Annotated in this window: 25 protein-coding genes and 1 pseudogene; 12 read left to right on the forward strand and 14 right to left on the reverse strand. The window is 67.1% G+C overall.

Annotated elements, in window-relative coordinates; translation table 11 throughout:
• The first annotated feature begins 58 nt into the window (after window positions 1-58).
• The 3 genes and pseudogenes from ACODS2_RS22505 to ACODS2_RS22515 all read left to right on the forward strand — a co-directional run bounded on the left by ACODS2_RS22505 (window position 59) and on the right by ACODS2_RS22515 (window position 4,388).
• A complete protein-coding gene (locus ACODS2_RS22505) occupies window positions 59-3,538 on the forward strand; it encodes a chromosome segregation SMC family protein (protein ID WP_489000755.1) in 3,480 nt (1,159 codons plus the stop codon).
• A gap of 54 nt (window positions 3,539-3,592) precedes the next feature.
• Window positions 3,593-3,727: pseudogene (locus ACODS2_RS22510) on the forward strand (DNA polymerase beta superfamily protein); the annotation flags it as partial.
• Between the two features lies 1 nt (window position 3,728).
• Window positions 3,729-4,388: a nucleotidyltransferase domain-containing protein gene (locus ACODS2_RS22515; protein ID WP_489000756.1), complete on the forward strand. Its 660-nt coding sequence runs from the start codon at window positions 3,729-3,731 to the stop codon at window positions 4,386-4,388.
• Here the strand turns inward: ACODS2_RS22515 and soxR are convergent.
• Window positions 4,385-4,843, reverse strand: a complete 459-nt coding sequence (gene soxR / locus ACODS2_RS22520; protein ID WP_298164905.1) for a redox-sensitive transcriptional activator SoxR — start codon at window positions 4,841-4,843, stop codon at window positions 4,385-4,387. The genes ACODS2_RS22515 and soxR overlap by 4 nt on opposite strands.
• An 89-nt stretch (window positions 4,844-4,932) precedes the next feature.
• Here soxR and ACODS2_RS22525 point away from each other — a divergent pair, with 89 nt between their 5' ends.
• A complete protein-coding gene (locus ACODS2_RS22525; protein ID WP_489000734.1) occupies window positions 4,933-5,313 on the forward strand; it encodes a VOC family protein in 381 nt (126 codons plus the stop codon).
• Here the strand turns inward: ACODS2_RS22525 and ubiA are convergent.
• Entirely contained in the window at window positions 5,304-6,239 is a 936-nt protein-coding gene (ubiA, locus tag ACODS2_RS22530) for a 4-hydroxybenzoate octaprenyltransferase (protein WP_489000757.1), read from the reverse strand. The genes ACODS2_RS22525 and ubiA overlap by 10 nt on opposite strands.
• A 46-nt stretch (window positions 6,240-6,285) precedes the next feature.
• On the opposite strand from ubiA, the gene ACODS2_RS22535 reads away from it, so the two are divergent.
• The 4 genes from ACODS2_RS22535 to ACODS2_RS22550 all read left to right on the forward strand — a co-directional run bounded on the left by ACODS2_RS22535 (window position 6,286) and on the right by ACODS2_RS22550 (window position 9,255).
• Entirely contained in the window at window positions 6,286-7,050 is a 765-nt protein-coding gene (locus tag ACODS2_RS22535; RefSeq protein ID WP_489000735.1) for a 16S rRNA (uracil(1498)-N(3))-methyltransferase, read from the forward strand.
• 188 nt (window positions 7,051-7,238) lie between these two features.
• Complete coding sequence (locus tag ACODS2_RS22540) at window positions 7,239-8,624, forward strand: glutamate--cysteine ligase (protein ID WP_489000736.1); 1,386 nt, start codon at window positions 7,239-7,241, stop codon at window positions 8,622-8,624.
• 27 nt (window positions 8,625-8,651) lie between these two features.
• The gene (locus ACODS2_RS22545; RefSeq protein ID WP_298164911.1) at window positions 8,652-8,951 is read left to right on the forward strand and encodes a putative quinol monooxygenase; all 300 of its coding nucleotides are present in this window, start codon (window positions 8,652-8,654) and stop codon (window positions 8,949-8,951) included.
• A 4-nt stretch (window positions 8,952-8,955) separates the two neighbouring features.
• On the forward strand, window positions 8,956-9,255 hold the full coding sequence (locus ACODS2_RS22550; RefSeq protein WP_489000737.1) for a putative quinol monooxygenase: 300 nt from the start codon (window positions 8,956-8,958) through the stop codon (window positions 9,253-9,255).
• Window positions 9,256-9,293: 38 nt separating this feature from the next.
• Here the strand turns inward: ACODS2_RS22550 and ACODS2_RS22555 are convergent, their stop codons facing one another.
• The 5 genes from ACODS2_RS22555 to ACODS2_RS22575 all read right to left on the reverse strand — a co-directional run bounded on the left by ACODS2_RS22555 (window position 9,294) and on the right by ACODS2_RS22575 (window position 15,072).
• Window positions 9,294-10,652: a methyltransferase family protein gene (locus tag ACODS2_RS22555; protein WP_489000738.1), complete on the reverse strand. Its 1,359-nt coding sequence runs from the start codon at window positions 10,650-10,652 to the stop codon at window positions 9,294-9,296.
• A gap of 69 nt (window positions 10,653-10,721) precedes the next feature.
• Window positions 10,722-12,074, reverse strand: coding sequence for an outer membrane protein assembly factor BamB family protein (locus ACODS2_RS22560; RefSeq protein ID WP_489000739.1), 1,353 nt, complete (start codon window positions 12,072-12,074; stop codon window positions 10,722-10,724).
• Between the two features lie 27 nt (window positions 12,075-12,101).
• Window positions 12,102-12,857, reverse strand: coding sequence for a tetratricopeptide repeat protein (locus ACODS2_RS22565; RefSeq protein WP_298164921.1), 756 nt, complete (start codon window positions 12,855-12,857; stop codon window positions 12,102-12,104).
• A 126-nt stretch (window positions 12,858-12,983) separates the two neighbouring features.
• Complete coding sequence (locus ACODS2_RS22570) at window positions 12,984-14,150, reverse strand: glycosyltransferase family 4 protein (protein WP_489000740.1); 1,167 nt, start codon at window positions 14,148-14,150, stop codon at window positions 12,984-12,986.
• Between the two features lie 34 nt (window positions 14,151-14,184).
• Window positions 14,185-15,072: an alpha/beta fold hydrolase gene (locus ACODS2_RS22575; protein ID WP_489000741.1), complete on the reverse strand. Its 888-nt coding sequence runs from the start codon at window positions 15,070-15,072 to the stop codon at window positions 14,185-14,187.
• Between the two features lie 79 nt (window positions 15,073-15,151).
• Here ACODS2_RS22575 and ACODS2_RS22580 point away from each other — a divergent pair, with 79 nt between their 5' ends.
• Both ACODS2_RS22580 and ACODS2_RS22585 read left to right on the forward strand, forming a co-directional pair.
• Window positions 15,152-16,549, forward strand: coding sequence for a protein adenylyltransferase SelO family protein (locus tag ACODS2_RS22580; protein ID WP_489000742.1), 1,398 nt, complete (start codon window positions 15,152-15,154; stop codon window positions 16,547-16,549).
• A gap of 110 nt (window positions 16,550-16,659) precedes the next feature.
• Complete coding sequence (locus ACODS2_RS22585; RefSeq protein WP_298164929.1) at window positions 16,660-18,075, forward strand: succinylglutamate-semialdehyde dehydrogenase; 1,416 nt, start codon at window positions 16,660-16,662, stop codon at window positions 18,073-18,075.
• A 65-nt stretch (window positions 18,076-18,140) separates the two neighbouring features.
• Here ACODS2_RS22585 and ACODS2_RS22590 read toward each other — a convergent pair whose 3' ends face one another.
• Together ACODS2_RS22590 and ACODS2_RS22595 are read right to left on the reverse strand one after the other, a co-directional pair.
• Entirely contained in the window at window positions 18,141-18,509 is a 369-nt protein-coding gene (locus tag ACODS2_RS22590) for a hypothetical protein (protein WP_489000743.1), read from the reverse strand.
• A gap of 85 nt (window positions 18,510-18,594) precedes the next feature.
• Window positions 18,595-18,834, reverse strand: a complete 240-nt coding sequence (locus tag ACODS2_RS22595; RefSeq protein WP_489000744.1) for a hypothetical protein — start codon at window positions 18,832-18,834, stop codon at window positions 18,595-18,597.
• A gap of 97 nt (window positions 18,835-18,931) precedes the next feature.
• Here ACODS2_RS22595 and rarD point away from each other — a divergent pair, with 97 nt between their 5' ends.
• A complete protein-coding gene (gene rarD, locus ACODS2_RS22600) occupies window positions 18,932-19,864 on the forward strand; it encodes an EamA family transporter RarD (protein WP_489000745.1) in 933 nt (310 codons plus the stop codon).
• Here the strand turns inward: rarD and pyrC are convergent.
• Window positions 19,841-20,884, reverse strand: coding sequence for a dihydroorotase (gene pyrC, locus ACODS2_RS22605; RefSeq protein ID WP_489000746.1), 1,044 nt, complete (start codon window positions 20,882-20,884; stop codon window positions 19,841-19,843). The genes rarD and pyrC overlap by 24 nt on opposite strands.
• 39 nt (window positions 20,885-20,923) lie before the next feature.
• On the opposite strand from pyrC, the gene ygfZ reads away from it, so the two are divergent.
• Window positions 20,924-21,652, forward strand: a complete 729-nt coding sequence (gene ygfZ / locus ACODS2_RS22610) for a CAF17-like 4Fe-4S cluster assembly/insertion protein YgfZ (protein ID WP_489000747.1) — start codon at window positions 20,924-20,926, stop codon at window positions 21,650-21,652.
• On the opposite strand, the gene ACODS2_RS22615 is transcribed toward ygfZ, so the two are convergent.
• The 4 genes from ACODS2_RS22615 to rplU form a co-directional block, all read right to left on the reverse strand.
• The gene (locus ACODS2_RS22615; protein WP_298164939.1) at window positions 21,636-22,226 is read right to left on the reverse strand and encodes a TetR family transcriptional regulator; all 591 of its coding nucleotides are present in this window, start codon (window positions 22,224-22,226) and stop codon (window positions 21,636-21,638) included. The two genes, ygfZ and ACODS2_RS22615, sit on opposite strands and share 17 nt — an antisense overlap.
• 111 nt (window positions 22,227-22,337) lie before the next feature.
• Window positions 22,338-22,907, reverse strand: a complete 570-nt coding sequence (locus ACODS2_RS22620; RefSeq protein WP_489000748.1) for a GNAT family N-acetyltransferase — start codon at window positions 22,905-22,907, stop codon at window positions 22,338-22,340.
• Window positions 22,908-23,131: 224 nt separating this feature from the next.
• The gene (gene rpmA, locus ACODS2_RS22625; protein WP_298164942.1) at window positions 23,132-23,401 is read right to left on the reverse strand and encodes a 50S ribosomal protein L27; all 270 of its coding nucleotides are present in this window, start codon (window positions 23,399-23,401) and stop codon (window positions 23,132-23,134) included.
• A gap of 48 nt (window positions 23,402-23,449) precedes the next feature.
• Window positions 23,450-23,746, reverse strand: coding sequence for a 50S ribosomal protein L21 (gene rplU, locus ACODS2_RS22630; RefSeq protein WP_298164944.1), 297 nt, complete (start codon window positions 23,744-23,746; stop codon window positions 23,450-23,452).
• Between the last annotated feature and the right edge of the window lie 2 nt (window positions 23,747-23,748).

The raw sequence follows: 23,748 nt of genomic DNA on the forward strand, positions 1-23,748 counted from the left end.
ATGCGGTACGGGGGCGGATCGCATGGCTGAGAGTGGAAGCGCGGCCAGCCGCGTTCCCATGCAGTTCACGCGCCTGAAACTGTCGGGCTTCAAAAGTTTTGTCGAACCCGCCGAACTGCGCATCGAACCCGGCCTGACCGGCGTTGTCGGCCCCAACGGCTGCGGCAAATCCAATCTGCTCGAAGCGATCCGCTGGGTCATGGGCGAAGGCTCGGCCCGCAGCATGCGCGGCGGCGGCATGGAAGACGTGATCTTCGCCGGCACCGCCAGCCGCCCCGCGCGCGATTTTGCCGAAGTCATGCTTTCCGCCGAGACGGACCCGTCCGGACCGTTCGGGGGCGAGCTTGAGGTCGTGCGCCGGATCGAGCGCGGCGCGGGCAGCGCCTACCGCGTCAACGGGCGCGATGTGCGCGCCAAGGATGTCGCGCTGGTCTTCGCCGACGCCGCGACCGGCGCGCACAGCCCTGCGCTCGTCAGCCAGGGGCGCATCGCTGCGGTCATCGCCGCGCGCCCTGCAGAGCGCCGCGCGATGCTGGAGGAAGCGGCGGGGATTGCCGGGCTTCACGTTCGCCGCAAGGATGCCGAAACGAAGCTGCGCGCGACCGAGACCAACCTTGCCCGGCTCGACGATCTGATCGTCACGCTGGAAGCGCAAGTCGGAGCATTGCGGCGGCAGGCGCGCGCGGCCGAGCGCTACAAGCAGCTTTCCGAACGCATCCGGGTCGCCGAAGCGCGGCTGATCTTCGCGCGCTGGCGTGATGCCGCCGCCGCCGCCGAAGCCGCCCGCGCCGCTGCGGCCCGCGCCGAGGAAGCGGTCACCACTGCGCAAGGCAATGCACGCTCCGCGCAGGAGACCCAGCACGCCGCCGCCGCCACCCAAAGCGCCGCGCGCGATGCGCTGTTCGACCGCCGGCAGGACGCTGCAGCGCAAGGCCAGCGCATCGCCGCGCTCACTGCGCAGGCCGAAGCAGCCGCCCAGCGCCTTGCCGATATCGACCGTCAGATCCGTCGCATCGAGGACGAGCGCGGTGAGGCCGACCGCCTGACCCGCGACGCTGCCGAAGCGCTGAAGCGCCTCGAAGCCGATCTCACCGCTGCCGAAGCCACGCTCGCCGCGCAGAGCGCCGAAGGCCCCGCGCTCAAGTCCGCGGAAGCTGCGGCAGAGCAGGCCGCGCGCGCCGCTGAACTTGCGCTCGCTGCCATGGTCGCCGAGCAGGCCGGGATCGAGGCTGAGTGGCGCGTTGCAGAGGCAGCACTTGCGGCAGCGCGCCAGCGCCTCGCTCGGCTTGATGGCGAGGATGCTAGGCTCGCCGCAACCCGGCGCGCGCTGGAGGCCGAGCCTGATCCGGCCGAGGCCATGGCAGCCGCCGAAGCCCGGCGCGCTGAAGCTGCTGCTGCCCTTGCCGAAGTCGGCGCGGGCCGCGAACGCTTGACCGGCGAACGGGAGCGCCTGAATGCGGCCCGCGAAAGCCTCGCCGCCGCGCGCGAAGCCGCATCATCCGCGCTTGCCGCAGCACGCGCCGATCTTGTCGGGCTCGAACGAGAATCCGCCGCGCTCGCCCGCGACAAGGCCGCGCGCGAGGCTGCTGCAGCGCGCACCGGCAAAGGCCCCAGCGCGCTTGGCGCCGCGCGTGCCGCCCCCGGCTATGAGCGCGCGCTGGCCGCCGTGCTGGGCCGCGATGCCGCTGCCCCGCTGGGCGCGGCACCTGCTGGCGATGGCCGCTTCTGGACCGGCGCCGATGCTCCCGCCCCGCGCGCCGATGCGCTGCTCCATCACGTGACGAAGTGCCCGCCCGAACTCGCCGCCCGCCTCGCGCTCGTGCGCGTCGCAGATGCGGATGGCGGTGAAGCGCTTGCCCCCGGCGAATGGCTAGTCACCCGCGAAGGCCACTTGCGACGCTGGGACGGCTTCATCGCGCGCGGCGAGGGCGGCGCAGAAGCGGCCATCCTCGCCGCCGAGAACCGCCTTGCCGAACTGGAAACCGCGCTCCCCGAACACCGCACGGCCGCCGAAGCCGCCGAAGCCGCCAGCAGCGCGGCGCAAGCCGAACTTGCACGTGCACAGGCCGAACTCGCCCGGGTGCAGACCGAACTCGCCGCCAGCGAACGCGCTCTCGCCGCCGCCGCCGATGCCGAGCGCAGCGCATTGCGAGCGCTCGATCAGGCCGAGGCGGCGCGCGCCCGCATCGCCGCCCGCCGCGCGGAAATCGACCGCGCTGCCGCCGAACTTGCCACTCAGCGCCAGTCTGCCGAAGCCGAACTGGCGGACGCCGAAGCCCGCCGCGCAGCCCTGCCCGATCCCGCCACTGGCCGCGCCGCCGTGGAAGCCGAGCGCCAGCGCAATGGCAATGCCCGCGCCGCCTACCAATCGGCGATGGCGTCGGTCGCAGCGCACGGACAGGCGCTCGCGGTCGGCAAGGAACGGCTTGCCGCCTTGCGCGGCGATATCCGCGGCTGGCAGGCCCGCGCCGGGGACGCGGCCCGGCGGCTCGCCGCCATGGCCGGGCAGGCGGAGGACCTTGCCGAGGAGCGCGCCATCGTCGCAGCCAAGCCGCCCGCCCTCGCGCGCGATCTGGAGGAAGCCGAGGGGTTGCGCGTGCGCTATGCCGCTGCGCTGGCCGAGGCCGAGACCACGCTCGCGCGCAGCGAGACGGAAGCGCGCGCCGCCGAAACGGCGCTCGCAGCCGCCAATGAAGCGCTGGCCACCGCGCGCGAGGCCCGCGCCGCGCTCGCTGCCAAGGCCGAGAACGAGGACCAGCGGCGGCAGGAAATGGCGGGGATCGCGGGAGAACGCTTCCAGTGCCCGCCCCCGCTGCTGCCCGAACGCATCGGGTTTCCCGGCAGCGACGTCTCGGCGGCTCCCGAGGAATCGGCCGCCCATGATCGCCTGCTCGCAGACCGCGAGCGGCTCGGGCCAGTCAACCTCGTCGCCGCGACCGAACTGACCGAAGCCGAAGCGCAGCACCTCGCGGTGATCACCGAGCAGGCCGAACTGACCGAGGCGGTCAACCGCCTGCGCGGCTCGATCGGCGCACTCAACCGCGAGGGCCGCGAGCGCCTGCGCGCTGCCTTCGAAGCCGTCGACGCCCACTTCCGCCGCCTCTTCGCGCGCCTGTTCGGGGGCGGCGAGGCGCATCTCGCGCTCGTGGACAGCGACGATCCGCTTGAAGCCGGGCTCGAGATCTTCGCCCAGCCGCCGGGCAAGCGCCTGCAATCGCTCACCCTGCTGTCAGGCGGCGAACAGGCGCTCACCGCCGTCGCACTGATCTTCGGCCTGTTCCTGACCAATCCCGCGCCGATCTGCGTGCTCGACGAAGTCGACGCCCCGCTCGACGATGCAAATATCGAGCGCTTCTGCGATCTGCTCGATGCCATGGCCGCCGAAACGACCACCCGCTACCTCATCGTGACGCACAACGCCGTGACGATGAGCCGGATGCACCGCCTGTTCGGCGTGACGATGGTGGAACGCGGCATTTCGCGGCTGGTGAGTGTCGATCTGGGCGGGGCGGAGAGTTTGCTGGCGAGTGCCCAGTAGCAGCGAGCCGGAGTTGCCATCGGCCTCTTCATGGACGACATCGAATATGTGGACATGATCGAACCAAGCGCCCGAAGCGAAATCGAAGCCCGCCTTTCAAGCTTGATCCGGGAAGAAGGCATTCGCTGTCTGATGGCTGTGGAATCCGGCTCCCGCGCATGGGGGTTTCCATCGCCTGACAGCGATTATGATGTCCGCTTCATCTATTTGCGGCCCCCGCAAGACTATGTATGTAACGCTTCGGCCGGTACGCGATGTGGTGGAGCGGCCAATAGTCGACGACTACGATGTCAACGGCTGGGATATTCGCAAGACACTCGGGCTGCTCTTGAAGCACAATGCAGTCGTTGCGGAATGGCTTGATTCTCCGATCCGCTATATTGCAGACGATCCTTACGTTGCTGAACTGGCCGCGCTGGCCGACAAGCATTTCAACCCAGCCGGCTACGCGAGGCATTATGCGAGCCTTGGCAACAACAACGTCGCGCGATGGCCTGCATCCACCGAGACGCTTCCGGTCAAGCGCTACTTCTATGCGCTGCGTCCAGCTTTGAGTATCCGGGCATTGCGCATATTTCCTGAGCGCCGTCCGCCAATGCGCCTTCAAGATTTGATGGCCCTGACGGATTTGCCGCCCGCGATTGCGGACGAAATAAGCGACTTGGTCGCACTCAAGGCGCAGAGCCGTGAGCGGGCACCGGCACGGAGATCCAAACGGATCGAAGCGCTCATTCTGGCTGAACTGAGCAAATCGGAGGACATTCCAGAAAAGCCAGATTCCCCGAGCTTTCTCGTCGAGGCTGACAACTTGTTCCGCCGGATTGTAGCTGCGGTTCCCCCTGCCCCTTAATCCAGCACGAACCGTGGCCCCGGCCCTGCCGCTCCGGCGCGGTCTTCCTTGTTGTAGAGCGCGCAGCGATCGAGGCTGAGGCATCCGCAGCCGATGCATTCATCGAGCTTGTTGCGGGTGCGGGTGAGGAGCTGGATGCGCCCGTCGATCTCGCTGCGCAGCGAGCGGCTGATACGCTGCCAATCGAGCACGGTCGGCGTGCGGCCGTGCGGCAGCGAGGCCATCTCGCGCTCGATCTCGGCGAGGCCGAGGCCGAGCCGCTGCGCGATCAGGATGAAGCTAAGGCGGCGGATGTCCGAGCGCAGGAAGCGGCGCTGATTTCCGCTGGTGCGGATGGAGGCGATGAGGCCGCGATCCTCGTAGTAGCGGATGGCGGAGACGGCGAGCCCGGTGCGCTGCGCGAGAACCCCTATGGGCACCAGATCGTTGCGGCCCTTGGCCGGTTTGGCAAGCATCGCGAATCCCCGGAAAAATCCCTTGACCTCAAGTCAGCTTGAGGTTGCATAAAGCTTGGCGCGAAGAAGGTCTATTAAGGAGTTTTGCGATGACCACCCCCGCCGCGCGCCTCGAACACGTCAATATCCGCGTCAGCGATCCCGATCGCACCGCCGCTTTCCTCACCCGCCTGTGCGGCTGGCACGAGCGTTGGCGCGGGCCTTCAGCACTGGGCGGATGGACGATCCACCTCGGGGCGGAGACCGATTATATCGCTCTCTATCAAGGGGATGAGCCACTTTCCGGCTCGTTTTCCAAGGGCCAGCCACTCAACCACATCGGCCTTCTGGTTGATGATCTGGATGCAGCCGAACAAGTCGTGATCGCAGAGGGACTCGAACCGTTCAACCACGGGGACTACGAACCGGGCCGCCGGTTCTATGTCTTCGATTGGGACGGGATCGAGTGGGAGATCGTCAGCTACAGCTGACCGGCGGCCCCCACGACGAAGCAGGCCGCGGCCATCAGCGCGCCCGCGAATCGGTTCGATCGGAACCGCGCGAGCGCGCTGTCTCCATTAGCGGTATCGAGCGTCAGCGCCTGCCACGCGAAATGGAGCGCCACCGGCAGCAGCGCCAGCAGCGCCACCGGATCGGGCCGCACCAGCCACACCGCGCCGGCCCAGCAGGCAATCGCCATGGCATAGAGCCCGATCACCCCGGCGCGGACATACTGCCCGAACGAAAGCGCCGAGGAGCCGATTCCGACCATGGCATCGTCCTCGCGGTCCTGCAGCGCGTAGATCGTGTCATAGGCCATGCACCAGGCCCAGCACCCGGCATAGAGCGCGCCCAGCGGCGCCAGGCCATAAGGTGAAGAAGGGGCAAAACCGGTAACCTCAATCCACCCCACCGGCGCGCCCCAGGTGAAGACGAGGCCGAGCCACGCCTGCGGCCAGCCGGTGATTCGCTTCATGAAGGGATAGGCGGCGACCAGCCCCAGACTTCCCAGCGCCACAAGCTGCGCCTCCCAGCGCAGTTGCAGCAGGACGGCAAGCCCCACACCGCAGAGCGCAAAGAGCCAGATCCACGCCGTCTTCTTAGAAATCGCACCGCTCGCAATCGGCCGCGCCGCCGTCCGCGCCACGCGGGCATCGAGATCGGCATCGACGATATCGTTGTAGACGCAGCCCGCCCCGCGCATGGCGATGGAGCCGAGGAGGAGCCAGAAGATCATGCCCCAGCGGCCCGTACCGCCCGCGAGGAACAGCCCCCAGGCGCAAGGCCAGAACAAGAGCCACCAGCCGATCGGCCGATCGAACCGCGCGAGCAGCGCCAGATCGCGCAAGGTGGGCGGGAGCACGGTGAGCATGCCGCGATACTGGGTGTCAGGGACGATTTCCGGTGCGGCGGTCATGTCCGCTGCATAGCCCCCGCGCCCGCAATCGGCTAGAGCCCGAGACATGGTTGCAACCCCCGCATGGCCCCCGAAGTCCGCGCCCCGCCTGTTTGTCCCCGGCCCGCTGGCCGAGGGCGCATCCGTTCCCATCGATGGCGGGCAGGCCCACTACCTTGCCAAAGTGATGCGGGTGGCCGCGGGCGACGCGGTCGTGCTGTGTGACGATCAGACTGGCGAGTGGCTCGCCGAGGTGAGTGCCACCGGCAAGCGTGATGTGACGCTCACCGCGGTGCGCCGGCTGCGCGAGCGCGAGGCCGTGCCTGATTTCTGGCTTTGCGCGGCGCTGATCAAGAAGGATCGGTTCGATCTCGTGCTGGAGAAGGCGACCGAGCTGGGCGTGGGCGCGATCCGTCCGGTGCTGACGCGGCGCTGCGTGGCGGACAAGCTCAATCCGGAGCGGGCGCGAACCATCGTAACCGAAGCAGCCGAGCAATGCGCGCGCACGGCGCTGCCCGCGCTGGCGGAGCCGGTGAAGCTGGAAGCTCTGCTGCGGGATTGGCCGGAGGGACGGCGGTTGTTCTTTGCCGATGAGGAAGGCGGGGTGCCGGCTGCCGCCGCTTTCGCCGGGCATGACGGACCTGCCGCGCTCCTCGTCGGCCCCGAAGGCGGCTTCGACGATACCGAGCGTGCTGCGATCCGCGCCCACCCCGCTGCCGTGGCGATCACGCTTGGCCCGCGCATCCTGCGCGCCGAGACTGCGGCGATCGGTGGAACCGCGCTGTGGATGGGAACGCGCGGGGATTGGCGGGCACCGGTGATGGAGGAATAGGTTTCTCCATACGAGGAAGCCCCTCCCCCGGTCGGGGGAGGCTGGGTGGGGGTGATCCGCGTTTGCCTGAGAGGCCGAGCCCCCTCCCCCAGCCCCTCCCCGCCGGGGAGGGGGGCAACCGATCCCGCGCAGCTGGCATGTCTGTTTTCGGCTGGCGCGCGCCCTCGCGGCGCACTAACGAAACGCGGATGAGCACGAGACAAGTTTCGAATCGCAACGATCCCATCATCGAGAGCCGCGACCAGCTCGTCGAACCGATGGCCAAGGGCGAAAAGCCGCGTGATGCCTGGCGGATCGGCACCGAGCACGAGAAGTTCGTCTATCGCACGAAGGATCACGCCGCGCCGTCCTACAGCGAGCCGGGCGGGATCCGCGATCTGCTGCTCGCGCTGCAGGACTATGGCTGGACGACCATCGAGGAAGACAGCGACACCGGCCCCAACGTGATCGCGATGGGCGGGCCGGACGGCGCAGTGAGCCTGGAGCCTGCGGGCCAGCTCGAGCTTTCCGGCGCGCCGCTCGAAAACCTGCACCAGACTTGCGCCGAAACCGGCCGCCACCTCGCGCAGGTCAAGACCATCGGCGACAAACTCGGCCTTGCCTATCTCGGCGTGGGGCTCTGGCCCGACAAGACGCGCGAAGAGCTACCGATCATGCCCAAGGGCCGCTATGACATCATGCTGCGGCACATGCCGCGCGTGGGCACCATGGGCCTCGACATGATGCTGCGCACCTGCACGATCCAGACCAACCTCGATTATTCGAGCGAGGCGGACATGGTGCAGAAGTTCCGCGTTTCGCTGGCGCTGCAGCCGCTGGCGACCGCGCTGTTCGCCAATTCGCCGTTCCTCGAAGGCAAGCCCAACGGGTTCCTTTCCTATCGCAGCCACATCTGGACCGACACCGATCCGGCGCGCACCGGCATGCTCTCGTTCGTGTTCGACGAGGGCTTCGGTTACGAGCGCTATGTCGATTACATGCTCGATGTGCCGATGTACTTCGTGTTCCGGAACGGGCGCTACATCGATGCCGCCGGCCAGTCGTTCCGCGACTTCCTTGAAGGCAAACTGCCCGCGCTGCCCGGCGAGAAGCCGACGCGTTCGGACTGGATCGACCACCTTTCCACTGCGTTTCCCGAAGTGCGCCTCAAGAGCTTCCTCGAAATGCGCGGCGCCGATGGCGGGCCGTGGAGCCGCATCTGCGCGCTTCCGGCGCTGTGGGTCGGCCTGCTCTATGACCAGACCGCGCTCGATGCGGCGTGGGATCTCGTCAAGGACTGGGACATGGACGGGCGCGAAAAGCTGCGCGCCAGCGTGCCCAAGCTGGGGCTCGACGCTCCGCTGCCCGGTGGCGGCAAGCTGCGCGATATCGCGGCGGAAGTGCTCGCCATCGCGCGCGGCGGGCTGGCTGCACGCGGCAAGCTCAACGATGCGGGCGACAACGAGACCGGCTATCTCCACCCGCTCGACGAGATCGTGAGCACGGGCAAGACCCCGGCGGAGCGCCTGCTGGAGCTCTACCATGGGGCCTGGGGCGGCAAGGTCGATCCGATCTACGAGGCGAAGAGCTTCTAGGACCAGAACATCAGCGGGAGAGAGACAATGATCATCGTGATGGGCAAGCTGCGCATTGATGCGGACGCCATCGAAGCCGCCCTGCCAGCCGCGCGCAAGGTCGTCGCCGCGACGCAAGCGGAAGAGGGCTGCCTGCAGTACGACTATTCGCGTGACATCACCGATCCCGAGATCTTCCACATCACCGAGCGCTGGACGAGCCGCGAGGCGCTGGGCGCGCATCTCAAGACCCCGCATGTTGCCGAATGGATCGCGGTGCTCTCGGGCCTGACGATGAAGGAGCGGCATATCAAGCTCTACGACACCGACGAAGGCGAGGACCTGTAACGCGATGATCGTCGTCATGGGCACGTTCCGGGTGGCGGAAGAGCATATCGGGGCGCTGCTACCGCTGGCGCGCAAGGTGGCCGAGGCGACGCGCGCCGAGCGGGGCTGCATCCAGTATGGCTATGCGCAGGATATCGATGATCCGGCGCTGTTCCATGTGGCCGAGCGCTGGACGGACCGCGATGCGCTGATGGCGCATGCCAAGTCGGCGCACATGGCCGAATGGGTTGCGGCGCGCGCCGGGCTTGGCTTCCACGACCGCTTGATCCGGCTTTACGAGACGGATGAGGGCGTGGCGATCTAGGCAGTAGCCCTCTCCCCTTGAGGGGAGAGAGCACATGCTCACTCCGCCGGATGCACCGCGCCGACCGGTGGCGGTTCCACCCGAGGCCGCCCGCGCATCAACAGCCGCCCGATGCGGTTCAGCCTGCCCGTGACCAGACCATGTTCGGCCATCCAGGCATGGTATTCGCGGTACTTGGCGTCTTCGGCGAGCAGGTGCGCTTCCTCCGTCTTCGCGCGCCAGAAATAGACTGCGCTGACGAGGCCGAGGATCACGGTGTTGCGGATCGCATCGACCATCGAATGCGTGGTGGTGAGGAATGGCAGCGTCGAAATCCACCAGAACGCGTTCTTCGACAGATAGGCCGGGTGCCGGGTGAAGGCATAAGGCCCGTTCGTCAGCACGCCGCGGTAGGTGAGGTTGGAAAAGCGCAGGCCGAAAGCGACCGTGGCCCAGGCGTAGATGCCCGTCAGCACCACCATGGCCACCACCCAGATCCATTCGAGCGCGGGCATGCCCTGCAGCCAGAAGGTCCATTCCGCGCCGTTGGTGCGATAATCGAGCACGCCGCCGCCGCCCATCAGGATGAACGGCGGATAGCAGATCAGCGCCGCGACCCAGCCGCCGAGGTAGGGGTTGGCGCTGCGGATCTGCGCATCGAGCGGCTTCATCGTGAGGAGATAGCCGACCATGGCAATCTGCACGTCGACCAGGAACATCGTCTCGATCAGCGCATTGCCCAGCGCAAGCGGATCGCCGAGCACCGCAGCGTAGTTCATCTGCACGACGTTGCCGAAGCCGCCGGGGATGATCGAAAACATGAAGGCGCAGAAGAAGCCCTTCACCGCCCAGGCGCGCAGATGATGGGCGACTTCCGCCTTGTCGTACGTCTCGCGCCCGATCAGCATCGCGCCGAAATGCCATGAGGCATCGCGCGGATTGACCAGCACGCGGTCGAGCCAGAGCACATAGGGGATCGTGCCGATGAACAGCAGCGGGGCGAGGCCCGAGATCACGTCCATCGCGAACAAATACTGGCCGCGCCAGTACCAGCGGCACAGGCAATAGACGAAGCCCAGCAGCGACCATGTCGCCCACAGGCCCGCCACCTTGGTGATCGAGATATCGACCACATCGCGCAAGGGGCGCGGATTGGCCCAGTCGATGCCGGTGGATGCGCGCAGGTGCACTTTGTCCACCATGAGCGACCAAGCGACCATCGGCAGGCCGGAGAACAGCATCGCCGCCAGTGCCGCACTTGGCCCGGCGAGCGGTTCAAGCGGCCCCGGCAGGGCCAGCGCCTCGGCAATGCCCGCCCAGTTGCGACACAGCAGGACCCACAGCGCAAGGCCGACCAGACCGGACAGGCCGACTCCCGCCGAGACATCGCTGGCAGGCCTGGATGCAGGAGCGTTCATGGCCCCGGTGTTAACGAGGACCTATGAGAAAATCGTTTATGCGCCGGCAAGAACTGAGAATGCCGCCGATCAACGGAACGCGGTGATGTGCCCGCTGTCATCAAGGACGTAGAGCACCCCGCCCGCGACAACCGGTGCCAGCGTGACTGGCGCGCCGAGCTTGGCGTAGCGCTTGACCGCCCCATCAGTGACCGAAGCGGCAAGCAATTCGCCTTCCGAGTTGGCCATCCACAGCCGGTCGCCCGCAAGCACAGGGCCGGTGAAGAAGATCGGGCCCTTCTTCTTCTTGACGCTGCGATAGGCCTTCATCTGCGCGATCCAGCGCACCTTGCCGGTCGCCTTGGCGATGCACAGGAGCTTGTCTTCGTCGGTCAGCGTGAAGATCCAGTCGCCCGCCACCGCCGGCGTTGAAATGCCGGCGAGGTTGAGTTCCCACACGCGCTGGCCGGTCACGAGTTCGTAGGCGGCCATGCGCCCGCCCTGGCCGAGCGCATAGACGCGGCCGCTCTCGATGATCGGATCGGCGTCGATGTCGGTCAGCGTCGAAACCGAAGTCGCGATGCTGGTGCGCGCAAGGGCGTCGGACCACAGTTGGCGCCCGTTTTCGTAGCGGTAGGCGACGAGTTCGCCCGAGCTGTAGCCCGCGACGATCGTGCCCTGCCCGGCCGCTGCCGCTGCCACGCCGAACACGCCGGTCTGCGCGACCGAGCCGGATTCGCTCCACAGCTGCGTCCCGTCCGCCACGTTGAGCGCGACGATCTGGTTGTCCTGCGTCATCACATAGACGCCGCCGAACGCGATCGTCGGGCTGCCGCGCAGCGGACCTGCGGGCTTCACGCGCCACAGCACCTTGCCGCTCGCCGCCTCGATCGCCGCCACTTCGCCAAGCCCGGTGGTGATGAAGACCTTGCCATCGTTGTAGGCCGCGCCGCCGCCGAACACCGAGGCGTTTGATGATGGCAGGCGGAATTCCGTCTTCCACTCCTCGTGCCCGCTGGCCGCATCGAAGGCGCGGACCATGCCTTCGGTGTCCATCACATAGAGCTTGCCGCCGCCAATCACCGGCGCTGCCGCGAGGCGCTGCTTGGGGCTCGATCCGGCGATGCGGGTAACCCACAGCTTGCGCGGCTGCTGCGCCAGCGCGAGGTGGCCGTAGGACTTGGACGCCGTGCCGCCCGCCTGCGCCCAATCGGGATTGGGTTCGGCAACCGGCAGCACCACATCGAGCACCGACATGCCCTCATCGACCTTGGTGCCGGCCTCGATCTTCGAAAGGATCGGGATGCGCACGCCCACGGTCGGCGTCGACTTGGTCTTGCCCTTGGTGATCCCGCAGCCGCTGAGCGCCAGCGCGAGCACCACTGCCGCGGAAACGGCATAGCGTCGGATCGCCAAAGGTCGGCTGCGACGTGCTGCGGTCATGTCCTCAAATCCCATCACGAAAATCCATTATTGTCCCTGACCGCCATTCGCGGCGGCGGCCGGATTGTCCACGGCGTCCACGCCGAGCTGCCCGGCAAGCTGCCGGGTGCGCCGGCGCAGCGTATCGGGCACGGCCTTGTCCTTGGCGATAGAGGCCAGCAGCGCGCCCGCCGCCTCGGTCTTGTTCTGCTTGAGGTAGGCGAGCGCAACGAGTTCACCGGCGCTGCCGAACCAGGGCTTGCCCGGCACCGCGAGCGGCTTCAGCCGGTCGATCACGGTCTGCGGCGGCAGCTTGTCGAAATTGGTCGCCACCTCGCGCACCGTGGCGAGATCGCGGTAGGGGCCCGGCAGCGAGCCATCGGCGGAAACTGCAGCAAACATCTTGGCAGCGTCATCGGCCTTGCCGGCCTGCTCGGCAATGCCGGCATCGGTGATCTGCACCGCCGCGCGGTAACCCGGGGTGCCGGTCTTGGCGAGCGGATCCATGCCCTGCTTTGCGGTCTGGTTGCGGCTGGCCTCCAGCGCGTCGAGCGCGGTCACGAAAGCTTCGCTCTGCTTGTCCCGCACGCTTGCGGCATGCTCGGTATACCACAACCAGCCGCCGAGCCCGATGAGGCCGCCGACGACCAGCGCCATGATCGGCCGACCGCGCGTGCGCAGCAAAGTGAACAGCTGATCCTCGCGCAGTGCATCATCGACCTCACGCAGGAAGGTTTCCTGTGCGGCAGCGTCCTTGCTGTTCGCGGGGGAGGGGGCAGATGGAGTGTTCGGAGTGAGAGCCAAGACTGCGCTTTCAGGTCGTTGGGTTAACGAATGCGGCTGTTTAGCAGGGGGGCCTGCCAATTCAACCGCTTTGACATGGCCGGTTTGCCATGGGGCTCTTTGACATGGGGATACTGTCCGGCAGCTTTACGGAAATGATGGCAGCCCCAGAGCGGCGGCATAAATGGCCGCGTGCCGGCGTGCCATCACGCCCTCGTCGAACTGCTCATGCGCACGCAGCTGGTTGGCGGCGCCCACCCGGCGGCGCAGCGTCTCGTCCTGAGCCAGCTGCGCCAGTGCCGCCGCCAGCGCGGCCTCGTCGCCCGGCGCAGTGATGAAGGGTGCATTCTGCGCCGAAACGATATCCGCCACATCGCCCACCGCCGGGCTTGCCACGGCAAGGCCTGCCGCCATCGCCTCGACCACCGAAAGCGGGAACTGCTCGCTGTCGGAAGACAGCGCGAAAAGATCGAACAATGCGGTCGCTTCGGCCGGTTTCGCCACGAAGCCCGGCAGATGAACGCGGTGCCCGATCTCGAGCCGCAGCGCTTCGGCCATGATCGCCTCGCGCTCGGGCCCCTCGCCCACGATCACCAGCTGCCATTCCTCCGGCAGCGCACGGAAGGCGCGCACCAGCCGGGGCAGCGCCTTGACCGGGCGCAGGCCGGCAAGCGTCCCCAGCCATTTCTCCCCCGGTCGCTTGACCACGCGGGGCAGGGCATCCGGGCGCACGCGCTTTGCCTTGGCGGGGTCGTAGTCCTTGACCGGTATGCCGTTGCCGATGCGGTGCACCCGCGCGGCGGGCTGGTGCCACACGTCGAGCGCCACGCGCTCCAGCTGGCGCGAAGGCACGATCAGCGCGCTTGCACGGGCCAGCGCCACACGGCGATACCAGTTGCGCGTGGCCTTCAGCTTCTGCGCCTCGTCGGCGTTGAACCCGTCCTCGTGGTGGATCAGCGGGGCGAGGCCCAGCGTCGGCGCAAACATCGCATGCGCCATCGCCGCATCCATCGCGCCCCAGTTGTAGGTGAGGATCAGGTCGAAGCCCTGCATCGCGCGCGCCAGCGTCTGCAACCGGCGCACACCAAAGCGACCTTGCAGCGGCGGAAAACCGAACGGGAAATGCACCGGAAGCCCCGCATCGATCTGCGCCCGCGCACCCAGCGCACCTGGCTGGGCGGAGACGATGCTGTGATCGACTGCCTTGCCGAACCAGTTGATCAGGCTGGTGCTGCGCCGCTCCTTGCCCCCCGCGTCGAAGGTCGAATGCAGGTGGAGAAAGTGGAGCCGCTTGCCGGGCGCCGGTTTGCTCATGCCCTGCCGATCACTTTGCCGATCACTTTGCCGATCACCCTGCACGCGCCAGCAGCCGCGCAATCGCAGCTATGGATTCGTCCTCGTCCAGCGTCGGCGCATGGCCCACGCCGGCGATGGTAACGAGTTCGGCCGCAGGCGCCCGCGCAGCCATCCGCGCGGCAACATCGGCGGAGAGAATATCCGAATGCGCGCCCCGCAGCACCAGCAGCGGGCGCGTCGCCAGCGCATCGTAGAGCGCCCACATCGTCTCGGGCGCGGGGGCTGGCCCTTGCTCCGCTTCGAACGCCTCGGAGATGTTCATGTCGTAATCGAATACGATGCGACCGCCGGTGCCGATCACCATGCAGCGCTTGGCGAGGCGCAGCCAGTCGGGCAGTTCCCACGCGGGATAGATGTCACGATTGGCTTCCTGCAGCGCCCGCGCGGCATGAACCCAGGTCTCGTAGCTGCGCCCCTGCCCGACATATTCGCGGATGCGTGCAAGGCCGGCGGGTTCGATCTCCGGGCCAACGTCGTTGATCACCGCCGCCGCGATGCGCCCCGGATTGGCGGCAGAGAGCAGCATCGTCATCAGCCCGCCCAGCGATGTGCCGATGGCAACGAAGCGCTCGATCCCTTCCGCCGCCAGCAGCGCCTCGACATCGGCGACATAGTGCACCGGCGTGTAAGTCATCGGATCGCGCGCATAATCGCTGTCGCCGCGCCCGCGCATGTCCGGGCAGATCACGCGCCATTCCCCGGCCAGACGCTCGGCCAGCGCCTCGAAATCGCGGGCATTGCGGGTCAGCCCCGGCAGGCACAGCACAGGGGGGCGATCCGTGCTGCCCGGATAATCGCGGAAATGCAGCCTGAGGCCGTCGCTGCTTGACCAGCTGCGATCTTCCCAGCGCTTTTCGCCGGCTTTCAGCGCCTCTGCCATTGTCTCTACTGCCTGAGCCCCGCACATAAACAAAAGGGGCGCGCTTGCACGCCGCCCGCTTCACCCCCACTATCGCGCGATGCAGCCAAGCCCGCAAGACGCGATCTACCGCCCCGCTCCCCGCATTCTGGATCTCGCCGCATGGATCGGCGATCCCGTCGCCCCGGCAGACTTTCCCGAAACCAGGCTGCGCTTCCGCAACCAGCGCGCGGCGGCCGAAGTTGGCCTTGCCGGGCTGACCGACGCGGAATGGATCAGCCACATGGGCCGCTTCACCCCGCTGGAGGGCAACCTCCCCCACCCGCTCGCGCTGCGGTATCACGGCCACCAGTTCCAGGTGTACAATCCCGATCTCGGCGACGGGCGCGGCTTCCTCTATGCGCAGATGCTCGATGGGCAGGGCCGCCTGATGGACCTCGGCACCAAGGGCTCCGGCCAGACGCCGTGGAGCCGGCAGGGCGACGGCCGCCTCACCCTGAAGGGCGCGATGCGCGAAATCCTCGCGACCGAGATGCTCGGCGCGCTTGGCGTCAACACCAGCCGCACCTTCTCGGTGATCGAGACCGGCGAAGCGCTGTGGCGGGGCGACGAGCCCTCCCCCACGCGCTCGGCGGTGATGGTGCGGCTTAGCCACGGCCACATCCGCATGGGCACGTTCCAGCGGCTGGCCGCGCTGGGCGAAGCGGACAACATGGCCGCGCTCGTCGGCTATTGCCTCGGCAATTTCCCCGGACCGAGCGGGCCGGAAGGCGCGAGCCCGGCTGCACGCCTGCTGCATCAGGTTGTCGAACGCATGGCCGATATGGCCGCGAGCTACATCGTCGCCGGCTTTGTTCACGGCGTGCTCAACACCGACAACATGAACGTGACGGGTGAGAGCTTCGACTACGGCCCGTGGCGCTGGCTGCCGCGCTGGGACCCCGCCTTCACCGCCGCCTATTTCGACAGCAGCGGGCTCTATGCCTTCGGGCGGCAGGTGCAGGCGATCCACTGGAACTGCGGGCAGCTCGCGGTCGCGCTGCGCACGCTGGAGGAAGCCCCGCCGCTGATTGCCGCGCTCAATACCTTCGAAGATCACTACCGCGCCGCCATGGCCCGCCGCTGGTGCTGGCGGCTCGGCCTGGTGCCGCGCGGGATCGAGGAGGATACCGCGCTGATTGGCCTGTGCGAACAGGCGATGAGCGAAAGCGGCGAAGGGCCGGATGCTTTCTTCTTCCGCCATCGGGGCGGGCGGGGAGAGGCCGGTGGCGCGCTCGGCGAAGCCCTCGCCGCTTACGTACCCGGCGCCGACACGCATCCCTATTGGGATGATCCCGCCCCGCAATCCCTGCTGATCGACGAGGTCGAGGCAATCTGGGCACCGATAGCCGAAAGCGACGACTGGTCCCTGCTCGAAGCCAAGATCGCCGCCTTGCGCCGCATGGGCGAGGCACATGGCGCGGCGCCAGCTCCCGCCGGGCACAAGGGGCAACCCTGATTTCCCGCGGCGGGGTTTCTTGTTTGGTTACCACTCCCATGCCATAGGCCGCACACGCAAGCGGCTCCAAGCCGCTCCAGAGGCAAGGCAGAGGAAGGCCCCGCGCACCCGTGTCCACCGGCGAACTCGTCTCGTTCGAACCCGCGACCGGTTCGGAACTGTGGCGTGGCCGGATCGGCGACGTCGATGACGTGATCGCACGCGCGCGCCGTGCCTGGCCGCTCTGGGCCGCGCAGCCGCTTTCCACCCGCATCGAACTGCTGCGCCGCTTCGCCAACGAAGTGCGCAAGGAATCGGACAAGCTCGCCGATCTGATCGCCCGCGAAACCGGCAAGCCGCTGTGGGAAGCGCGCGGCGAAGTTGATGGCGTGGTAGACAAGGTCGAAGTCTCGGTGCGTGCCTATGCCGAGCGCACGTCGCAGCGAAAGCTCGATGGCGCGCTGAACGGCACGTCCGCCGTGCGCCACAAGCCGCATGGCGTGGTCGCGGTGATCAGCCCCTACAACATGCCCGCGCTGCTTCCCGCCGCGCAGATCATCCCCGCGCTGATTGCCGGCAATGTCGTGGTGTTCAAACCATCGGAGAAGGCCCCCGCCACCGGTGATATGCTCACCCGCTGCTTCCACCGCGCCGGCATCTCCGCCGCCGTGGTGCAGGTGCTGTTTGGCGGGCCAGAGCAAGGCCAGGCGCTGGCGATGCACGACGGGGTGGACGGCGTGCTGTTCACCGGCTCCGCCCATGCCGGGGTCTCGATCAATCGCAAGCTCGCGTCCAATCCGGGCAAGGTCGTCGCGCTCGAACTGGGCGGCAACAATCCGATCGTGGTGTGGGACACGCCCAAGATCGTCGATGCCGCCGCGATCGTGGTGCAATCGGCCTTCACCAGCGCGGGTCAGCGCTGCTCCTCGGCGCGGCGGCTGATCGTCAAATCGACCATGTACGACGCGGTGGTCACCGAAGTCCGCCGCCTCACCGAACGCCTGATCGTGGGCGCACCGTTCGATACGCCCACGCCCTTCATGGGCCCGGTGATCGATAACGCCGCCGCCGACGGCCTCACCGAAAGCTTCGTCTATCTCCTTTCCAACGGCGGCCGCGCGATCAAGCACATGGCCCGCCTGCGCGAGGATATGCCTTTCGTCAGCCCCGCGATCATCGATGTGACCAAGATCGACGAACGGCCCGATGTAGAGCTGTTCGGCCCGCTGCTGCAGGTCATCGGCGTCGATGATTTCGACGAAGCGATTGCCGAGGCGAACAATACGCGCTTCGGCCTCGTCGCCTCGCTGGTCGGCGGATCGCCGCAGGATTACAACCGCTTCTGGGCCAACATCCGCGCCGGCGTGGTCAACTGGAACCGCCCGACCATCGGCGAAAACGCCGCCGCACCTTTCGGGGGCACCGGCCTTTCCGGCAACAACCGCCCGGGCGGCTACTACATGGCCGATTCGTGCGCCTATCCGGTCTCGTCCGCCGAAATGGAGCAGCCGCGCGCGACGATCGGCGTGGGGCTGCGGGATACCTGAGGGCTGCCGGCTGGGCGTGCGCTTGCGGCGATGGGCGAACGGCTGGGGTTGCTGGGGAGCGGACGCTACGCTCTATGCAGATGGGCGTCGTCCACGGCTCTATCCAACAACAGCCGGAATCGGCCTTGCCCGATCCGCTTGCGAAACTCCTCAAGAGACTCGATTTGAATATCAACCGGCGGTCCACCCACTACGCGAGTTCGTTTAAAGCTCAAACGAGGTAGCTCGAAATGAACGATGGTTTCGCCGTCGATCAGCACCGAAAGTTCGTCCCCGGAGTCCTCCGGAGTATCGCGCAGTATGTGGAAAACCGATCCACCGGAACGGATTGAATCGACTGCTCCCAACAAATCCCGAGACAGCGCGTTGTGCGGCGCTTCTCGCGTAAACCGGATGGCGTCGACATTGTATCGCTCGGTCAGCCGCTTCCGCACGTCCTGTTCCTTCCGCAAACCTGCTATGGATGCGACTGCTTACGTCCGCAAGTGGGCGTAAGCTGCCCATTTATGCCGCCGTGCGCTAGTTCTTGGGATCGGGCAGCGGCAGTGCCGGATCGGCAGGGCCAGCCGGAATGATCGCCAGATTGCGGCTGTTGGCCTGCGAAAGATCGGGATCGACCATCAGCTGGCCCTCTATCGCCGCCGTCATTACCGGATCGTGCGCGGGGCCTTCCTCGCCGCCGCGCGTGCGCGGCGCGTCGGCCGAACAGGCGGCCAGCGCGGCGATGAGGATCGCGGGCAAGGTGTGACGAAGGCGCATCCACGCGTCTCATGCACCGGCCATGGTTAACTCCGCGTCACCAATGCCTGTTCAGGCCATGCCATTTTGATGCTTGGTCGTGCGCGCCGGGCCTGCCATGGCGCGCGCCATGACCGCCTCATCCTCCCGCCACAACGGTGCTGTCGCCGCGATTGCGACCTACACCTTCTGGGGCGTCATGCCGATCTACTTCAAGCTGCTGGGCGAAGTGCCCGCGCCCGAACTGCTGGCTTGGCGGATCGTGTGCAGCATGCCCATCTGCCTCGCGATCATCGCGCTGCAACGGCAAGGTCCGTCGCTCCTCGCCTCGCTGCGCAACCGGACGGTGGTGCTCAGGCTCGCCACCAGCGCGGCACTCACCGCGACCAATTCGCTGATCTTCTTCATTGCTGTCGTCACCGGCCACGTTCTCGCGACAAGCCTCGGCTACTACATCATGCCGCTGATCAACGTGCTCATCGGCACGGTTTTCCTGCACGAGCGGTTGAGCCGGGTGCAATGGGCCGCAGTGGTGATCGCCGCCACCGGCATCGGCCTCCTCGCCTTCGGTGAGCTGGATATGCTCACCGTCTCCCTGGCGCTGGGGGTGAGCTATGCGCTCTATGGCCTTGTCCGCAAGATCGTCCCTGCCGGCGCTGTCGAAGCGGTGACGATCGAAACAGGCGTGAGCCTGCTCCCCGCGCTTGTCGTCGTCGGCTGGTACGCCTGGACTGGCAGCGGGGCCGGCGGCGGGTCGAGCATGACCGCGAGCTGGGACATGGCCGTCCTCCTGATGATCGGCGGCCTGTTCACCGCGATCCCGCTGCTGCTGTTCGGCTATGCCGCGCGGCGGCTGACGCTCTCGGCCATGGGCTTTGCGCAGTTCATCACGCCAAGCATCGGCTTCCTGCTCGGCCATTTCCTCTATGGCGAGCCGCTCGATACCTCACGCGCGGGGTGCTTCATCCTGATCTGGATCGCGCTCGGCCTGTTCACCTGGGACATGATCCAACAGGCGCGGCTCAATTCACACACGAAAGCGCCAGCCTAGCGTTTCCCCGGCGTGGAAGGGCACGACCATCGTCTCGCCCACATCGATCTCGTCCGGGACGGTTACCGGGGCACGCTCCAGCGTCACCATGCCTTCGTTCAGCGGCAGGCGGTAAAAGCGCGGTCCGTTTTCGCTGGCAAAGCCCTCGAACTTGTCCAGCGCGCCTTCTTCCTCGAACACCTTGATGTAGCTTTCGAGCGCGTAGGGCGCGTTGAATATCCCCGCGCAGCCGCAGGCCGCTTCCTTGAGGTGCTTGGCATGCGGCGCGCTGTCGGTGCCGAGGAAGAACTGCGGGCTGCCGGAGGTTGCCGCCTTGCGCAGCGCCAGCCGGTGATGCTCGCGCTTGGCAACGGGCAGGCAATAGGCATGCGGGCGGATGCCGCCCACCAGCATGGCGTTGCGGTTGATGTGGAGGTGCTGCGGGGTGATCGTCGCAGCGAGGTTCGCGCCCGCGCTCTCGACGAACTGCACCGCTTCGCTCGTCGTCACATGCTCGAAGACCACGCGCAGCCCGGGCAGCGCCTTGACCAGCGGGATCAGCGTCCGCTCGATGAACACCGCCTCGCGGTCGAAGATATCGACATGGTGATCGGTCACCTCGCCGTGGATCAGCAGCGGCATGCCGATCTTTTCCATCCGCGCCAGCACGGGCATGATGTTCGCCACATCGGTCACGCCATGCGCCGAACCCGTGGTCGCATGCGCCGGATAAAGCTTGGCGGCCACGAACACGCCCGCCGCATGCCCGCGCTCGACTTCGTCTGGATCGGTGTGATCGGTGAGGTACAAGGTCATCAGCGGGGTAAAATCCGTGCCCGCCGGCAGCGCGGCCATGATCCGGTCGCGGTAGGCCGCAACCCCCGCCACATCGGTCATCGGCGGCGAAAGGTTGGGCATCACGATGGCGCGGGCGAACTGGCGCGCAGTATGCGGGGCAACGCCCGCCAGCAGCGCGCCATCGCGCAAGTGGACATGCCAGTCATCGGGGCGGCGGATCGTGATCGAGCGAGGTTCAGTCATGCCCTTCCCCTTAAGCCGGAGCATGCCTATCTGTCACCTATGAGCGCACCCAGACTGACAACACGCACCTTGGTGCGCCTTTCCCCGCTGGACGAGAGCGAGGACGTTGCCGCCTTCCTTCAGGGCCTCGTGACCAATGACGTGAAGGGCCCCCTCCCCGTCTGGGCCGGGCTGCTGAGTCCGCAGGGCAAGGCGCTGTTCGACTTTATCGTCTGGGGCGATGGAGCGGACCTCCTGCTCGATTGCGAGGCTGCCGCAGCGCCTGCGCTCGCCAAGCGCCTCGCGCTCTACCGCCTGCGCCGCCGTATCGCGATTGCCGAGGATACCACGCTCGGCGTCTACTGGCAGGCCGATGGCGAACCGACCGATCCGCGTCTGCCCGAACTCGGCCACCGCTGGATCGCTCCGATGAGCGCCGACGATACCGCCGCAGACGCAGCCTGGCTTGCCCACCGACTCGCGCTGGGGGTGACCGAGGGTCTCGCCGAACTCGGCAGCGAGCAGACGCTCTGGCTCGAAACCAATGCCGCAGACCTCGCCGGCGTCAGCTTCACCAAGGGCTGCTACGTGGGTCAGGAAAACACCGCGCGGATGAACTGGCGGCAGAAGGTGAACCGGCGGCTGGTTGTCGTGCCGCTCGATCAGTCAGATCCCGGCCGCCAGCGCACTGCCTATCCAGACCTCGGCCTCGCGGTCGATCACCGGCGCGTGGAGGATATCGTTCCTGAAGCCGCCCCCCGGTGGATGGACCTCAGCCCGCCTGCATGATCTGGCCGCTTTCTGCGATCGCCTTCTCGAGCATGGTTGCGGCATAGTCGCGCGCGGCGGTGCGCGGCAGTTCGAGCGCCTGGCTCAGTGGCCCGCCCATCTGCGCGTCCCCGAGCGCCATGAGCACAAGCGTCAGCGTGGTGCCGCGCATGGTGTCCGAGCCGAACTCGTTCAGTTCGATCACCAGATCGTGGATCACATCGACGATCGGATCGAGCGCATCCTCGTTGCCGGTGAGCAGCATCCATGAGGCGAGCGCACCTGCGCCCTCGCGGTCGAACGCGTCGAACGTGAGTTCGACCACATCGCGCGGGCTTCCGATGCCGGAACGGCTGGCAATCACCGCCTCGCGGATGCCCACGCAGATCGTCTCGGCGAGATGGCGCGCGAGTTCCTTCTGGAGGCCCGAGGCCGAGCCGAAGTGGTGCAGCAGATTGGCATGGGTGCGCCCGATGCGGCCCGCAACGGCCTTCAGCGTTACCGCCTGCGGTCCCGTTTCGATCAACAGGGCCCGCGCAGCTTCCAGGGCGGCAATACGGCTTTCTTCGGGACTGAGACGCTTGCGAACTGACATTGTGTGGGCCGATTTCCCCCTTGCGGCGCGCAATTCCCCCCGCGCGCCGGAGTTCCAACGCCTAGAACTCCGGCGCGCCCAGAGCAAGAGCGGTGCGCAAGGAGCACAGGGTCAGGCCGCGCGTCGCATCGACTCCTGATCGTCACCGCCGCCGTCACCGTTGCCGGCCTCGCCGAGGTGGATCTGGTAGACCACGCTCGTCACCACCGAGCCGCGCCCTTCGCTGCGGCGGGGGCGGTGTTCGCCGGTGGGCACGAAGCCGAGCTTGCGCAGCACCCGGCCCGAGGCTGGATTGTCGAGGAAGTGGCTCGCCTCGATCCGGTCGTGCCCCAGTGCACGCGCAATGCTGAGCACCGCGCGGGCGGCTTCGGTGGCGTAGCCATGGCCCCACTGGTCGCGCGCGATCCAGTAGCCGAGCTCGACCGCGCCCTGCTCACCCGGCGCGATCCCGGCGCAGCCGATGATCCGCGCGCCATCGGCGCTGGGCATGGTCACCAGAAAGTCGGGATGGCGCGGGTCCTGCTGCCGACTCACGAACCAGCGCGCATCGTCCGCCCGGTAGGGCCAGGGCGCGCGGGCCAGATTGTGTACAACCGCCGCATCGTCGATCGCGGCGTGCAGTTCGGCCCAGTCTTCGGGCCAGGCGGGGCGCAGGAACAGTCTTTCACTGCGAATGAACATGCCTTGTCTCCTCATCCGCCCCTCGATTTCCCTCGGCTGCTAACCAAAGGAAATGACAGGCGTATTGCGTGTCGCCATGTCTCGCGCGGTTAATGCGCCAGATCGTGGCTTGGGTGAGGGAGACAAAGAAAAAGGGAGACGGGTTGGCCCCTCTCCCTCGTCAAGCCAGCTCTACCGAGCCGGCGGGGGCCATCCGTTGCGGATGGCCCGATCTGACCATCCGGTTATTCTGCGGCCTCGGCCATCATGTCCACCGAGACGTACTTGCGACCAAGCTTGCCCGAGTGGAAACGTACGCGGCCTTCGGCGAGCGCGAAGAGGGTGTGATCCTTGCCAATGCCGACATTGGCGCCCGGGTACACCTTCGTGCCGCGCTGGCGGATAATGATGTTGCCGCCGATCACGTGCTGATCGCCGAACTTCTTGACGCCGAGGCGGCGGCCTGCCGAATCGCGACCGTTGCGCGAAGAGCCGCCTGCTTTCTTATGTGCCATCTGAGCTTACTCCGGAATCTTGCGAGTCGCTGGACTCTGGTGTCGCGATCAGGCGACGCTGAGGATACGCAGCAGGGTCAGCTGCTGGCGGTGGCCGTTCTTCCGGCGATAGTTGTGCCGGCGGCGCTTCTTGAACACGACCACTTTCTCGGACTTCGCCTGCGCGATGATCTCGGCCGAAACGGTCACGCCCTTGGCATCCGCGAGCACGCCTTCGTTCCCCGCGAGAAGGACGTCGGTCAACGTGATCGTTTCACCGGCTTCACCCGCCAGCTTTTCGACCGCGATCTTGTCTCCGGCGGCAACCCGATACTGCTTGCCGCCCGTGCGCACGATTGCGAACATGG

The sequence above is a fragment of the Novosphingobium sp. FG137 genome, from assembly GCF_057809735.1.

Coding starts and splice junctions, on each gene's coding strand:
- ACODS2_RS22570 (WP_489000740.1), bottom strand. CDS start 14,150: ATGAGCAAACCGGCGCCCGGCAAGCGGCTCCACTTTCTCCACCTGCAT.
- ACODS2_RS22535 (WP_489000735.1), top strand. CDS start 6,286: ATGGTTGCAACCCCCGCATGGCCCCCGAAGTCCGCGCCCCGCCTGTTT.
- ACODS2_RS22560 (WP_489000739.1), bottom strand. CDS start 12,074: ATGACCGCAGCACGTCGCAGCCGACCTTTGGCGATCCGACGCTATGCC.
- ACODS2_RS22515 (WP_489000756.1), top strand. CDS start 3,729: ATGTCCGCTTCATCTATTTGCGGCCCCCGCAAGACTATGTATGTAACG.
- rpmA (WP_298164942.1), bottom strand. CDS start 23,401: ATGGCACATAAGAAAGCAGGCGGCTCTTCGCGCAACGGTCGCGATTCG.
- rarD (WP_489000745.1), top strand. CDS start 18,932: ATGGCGCGCGCCATGACCGCCTCATCCTCCCGCCACAACGGTGCTGTC.
- ACODS2_RS22550 (WP_489000737.1), top strand. CDS start 8,956: ATGATCGTCGTCATGGGCACGTTCCGGGTGGCGGAAGAGCATATCGGG.
- ACODS2_RS22575 (WP_489000741.1), bottom strand. CDS start 15,072: ATGGCAGAGGCGCTGAAAGCCGGCGAAAAGCGCTGGGAAGATCGCAGC.
- ygfZ (WP_489000747.1), top strand. CDS start 20,924: ATGAGCGCACCCAGACTGACAACACGCACCTTGGTGCGCCTTTCCCCG.
- soxR (WP_298164905.1), bottom strand. CDS start 4,843: ATGCTTGCCAAACCGGCCAAGGGCCGCAACGATCTGGTGCCCATAGGG.
- ACODS2_RS22505 (WP_489000755.1), top strand. CDS start 59: ATGCAGTTCACGCGCCTGAAACTGTCGGGCTTCAAAAGTTTTGTCGAA.
- ACODS2_RS22580 (WP_489000742.1), top strand. CDS start 15,152: ATGCAGCCAAGCCCGCAAGACGCGATCTACCGCCCCGCTCCCCGCATT.
- ACODS2_RS22525 (WP_489000734.1), top strand. CDS start 4,933: ATGACCACCCCCGCCGCGCGCCTCGAACACGTCAATATCCGCGTCAGC.
- ACODS2_RS22540 (WP_489000736.1), top strand. CDS start 7,239: ATGAGCACGAGACAAGTTTCGAATCGCAACGATCCCATCATCGAGAGC.
- pyrC (WP_489000746.1), bottom strand. CDS start 20,884: ATGACTGAACCTCGCTCGATCACGATCCGCCGCCCCGATGACTGGCAT.
- ACODS2_RS22595 (WP_489000744.1), bottom strand. CDS start 18,834: ATGCGCCTTCGTCACACCTTGCCCGCGATCCTCATCGCCGCGCTGGCC.
- ACODS2_RS22620 (WP_489000748.1), bottom strand. CDS start 22,907: ATGTTCATTCGCAGTGAAAGACTGTTCCTGCGCCCCGCCTGGCCCGAA.
- rplU (WP_298164944.1), bottom strand. CDS start 23,746: ATGTTCGCAATCGTGCGCACGGGCGGCAAGCAGTATCGGGTTGCCGCC.
- ACODS2_RS22615 (WP_298164939.1), bottom strand. CDS start 22,226: ATGTCAGTTCGCAAGCGTCTCAGTCCCGAAGAAAGCCGTATTGCCGCC.
- ubiA (WP_489000757.1), bottom strand. CDS start 6,239: ATGACCGCCGCACCGGAAATCGTCCCTGACACCCAGTATCGCGGCATG.
- ACODS2_RS22555 (WP_489000738.1), bottom strand. CDS start 10,652: ATGAACGCTCCTGCATCCAGGCCTGCCAGCGATGTCTCGGCGGGAGTC.
- ACODS2_RS22545 (WP_298164911.1), top strand. CDS start 8,652: ATGATCATCGTGATGGGCAAGCTGCGCATTGATGCGGACGCCATCGAA.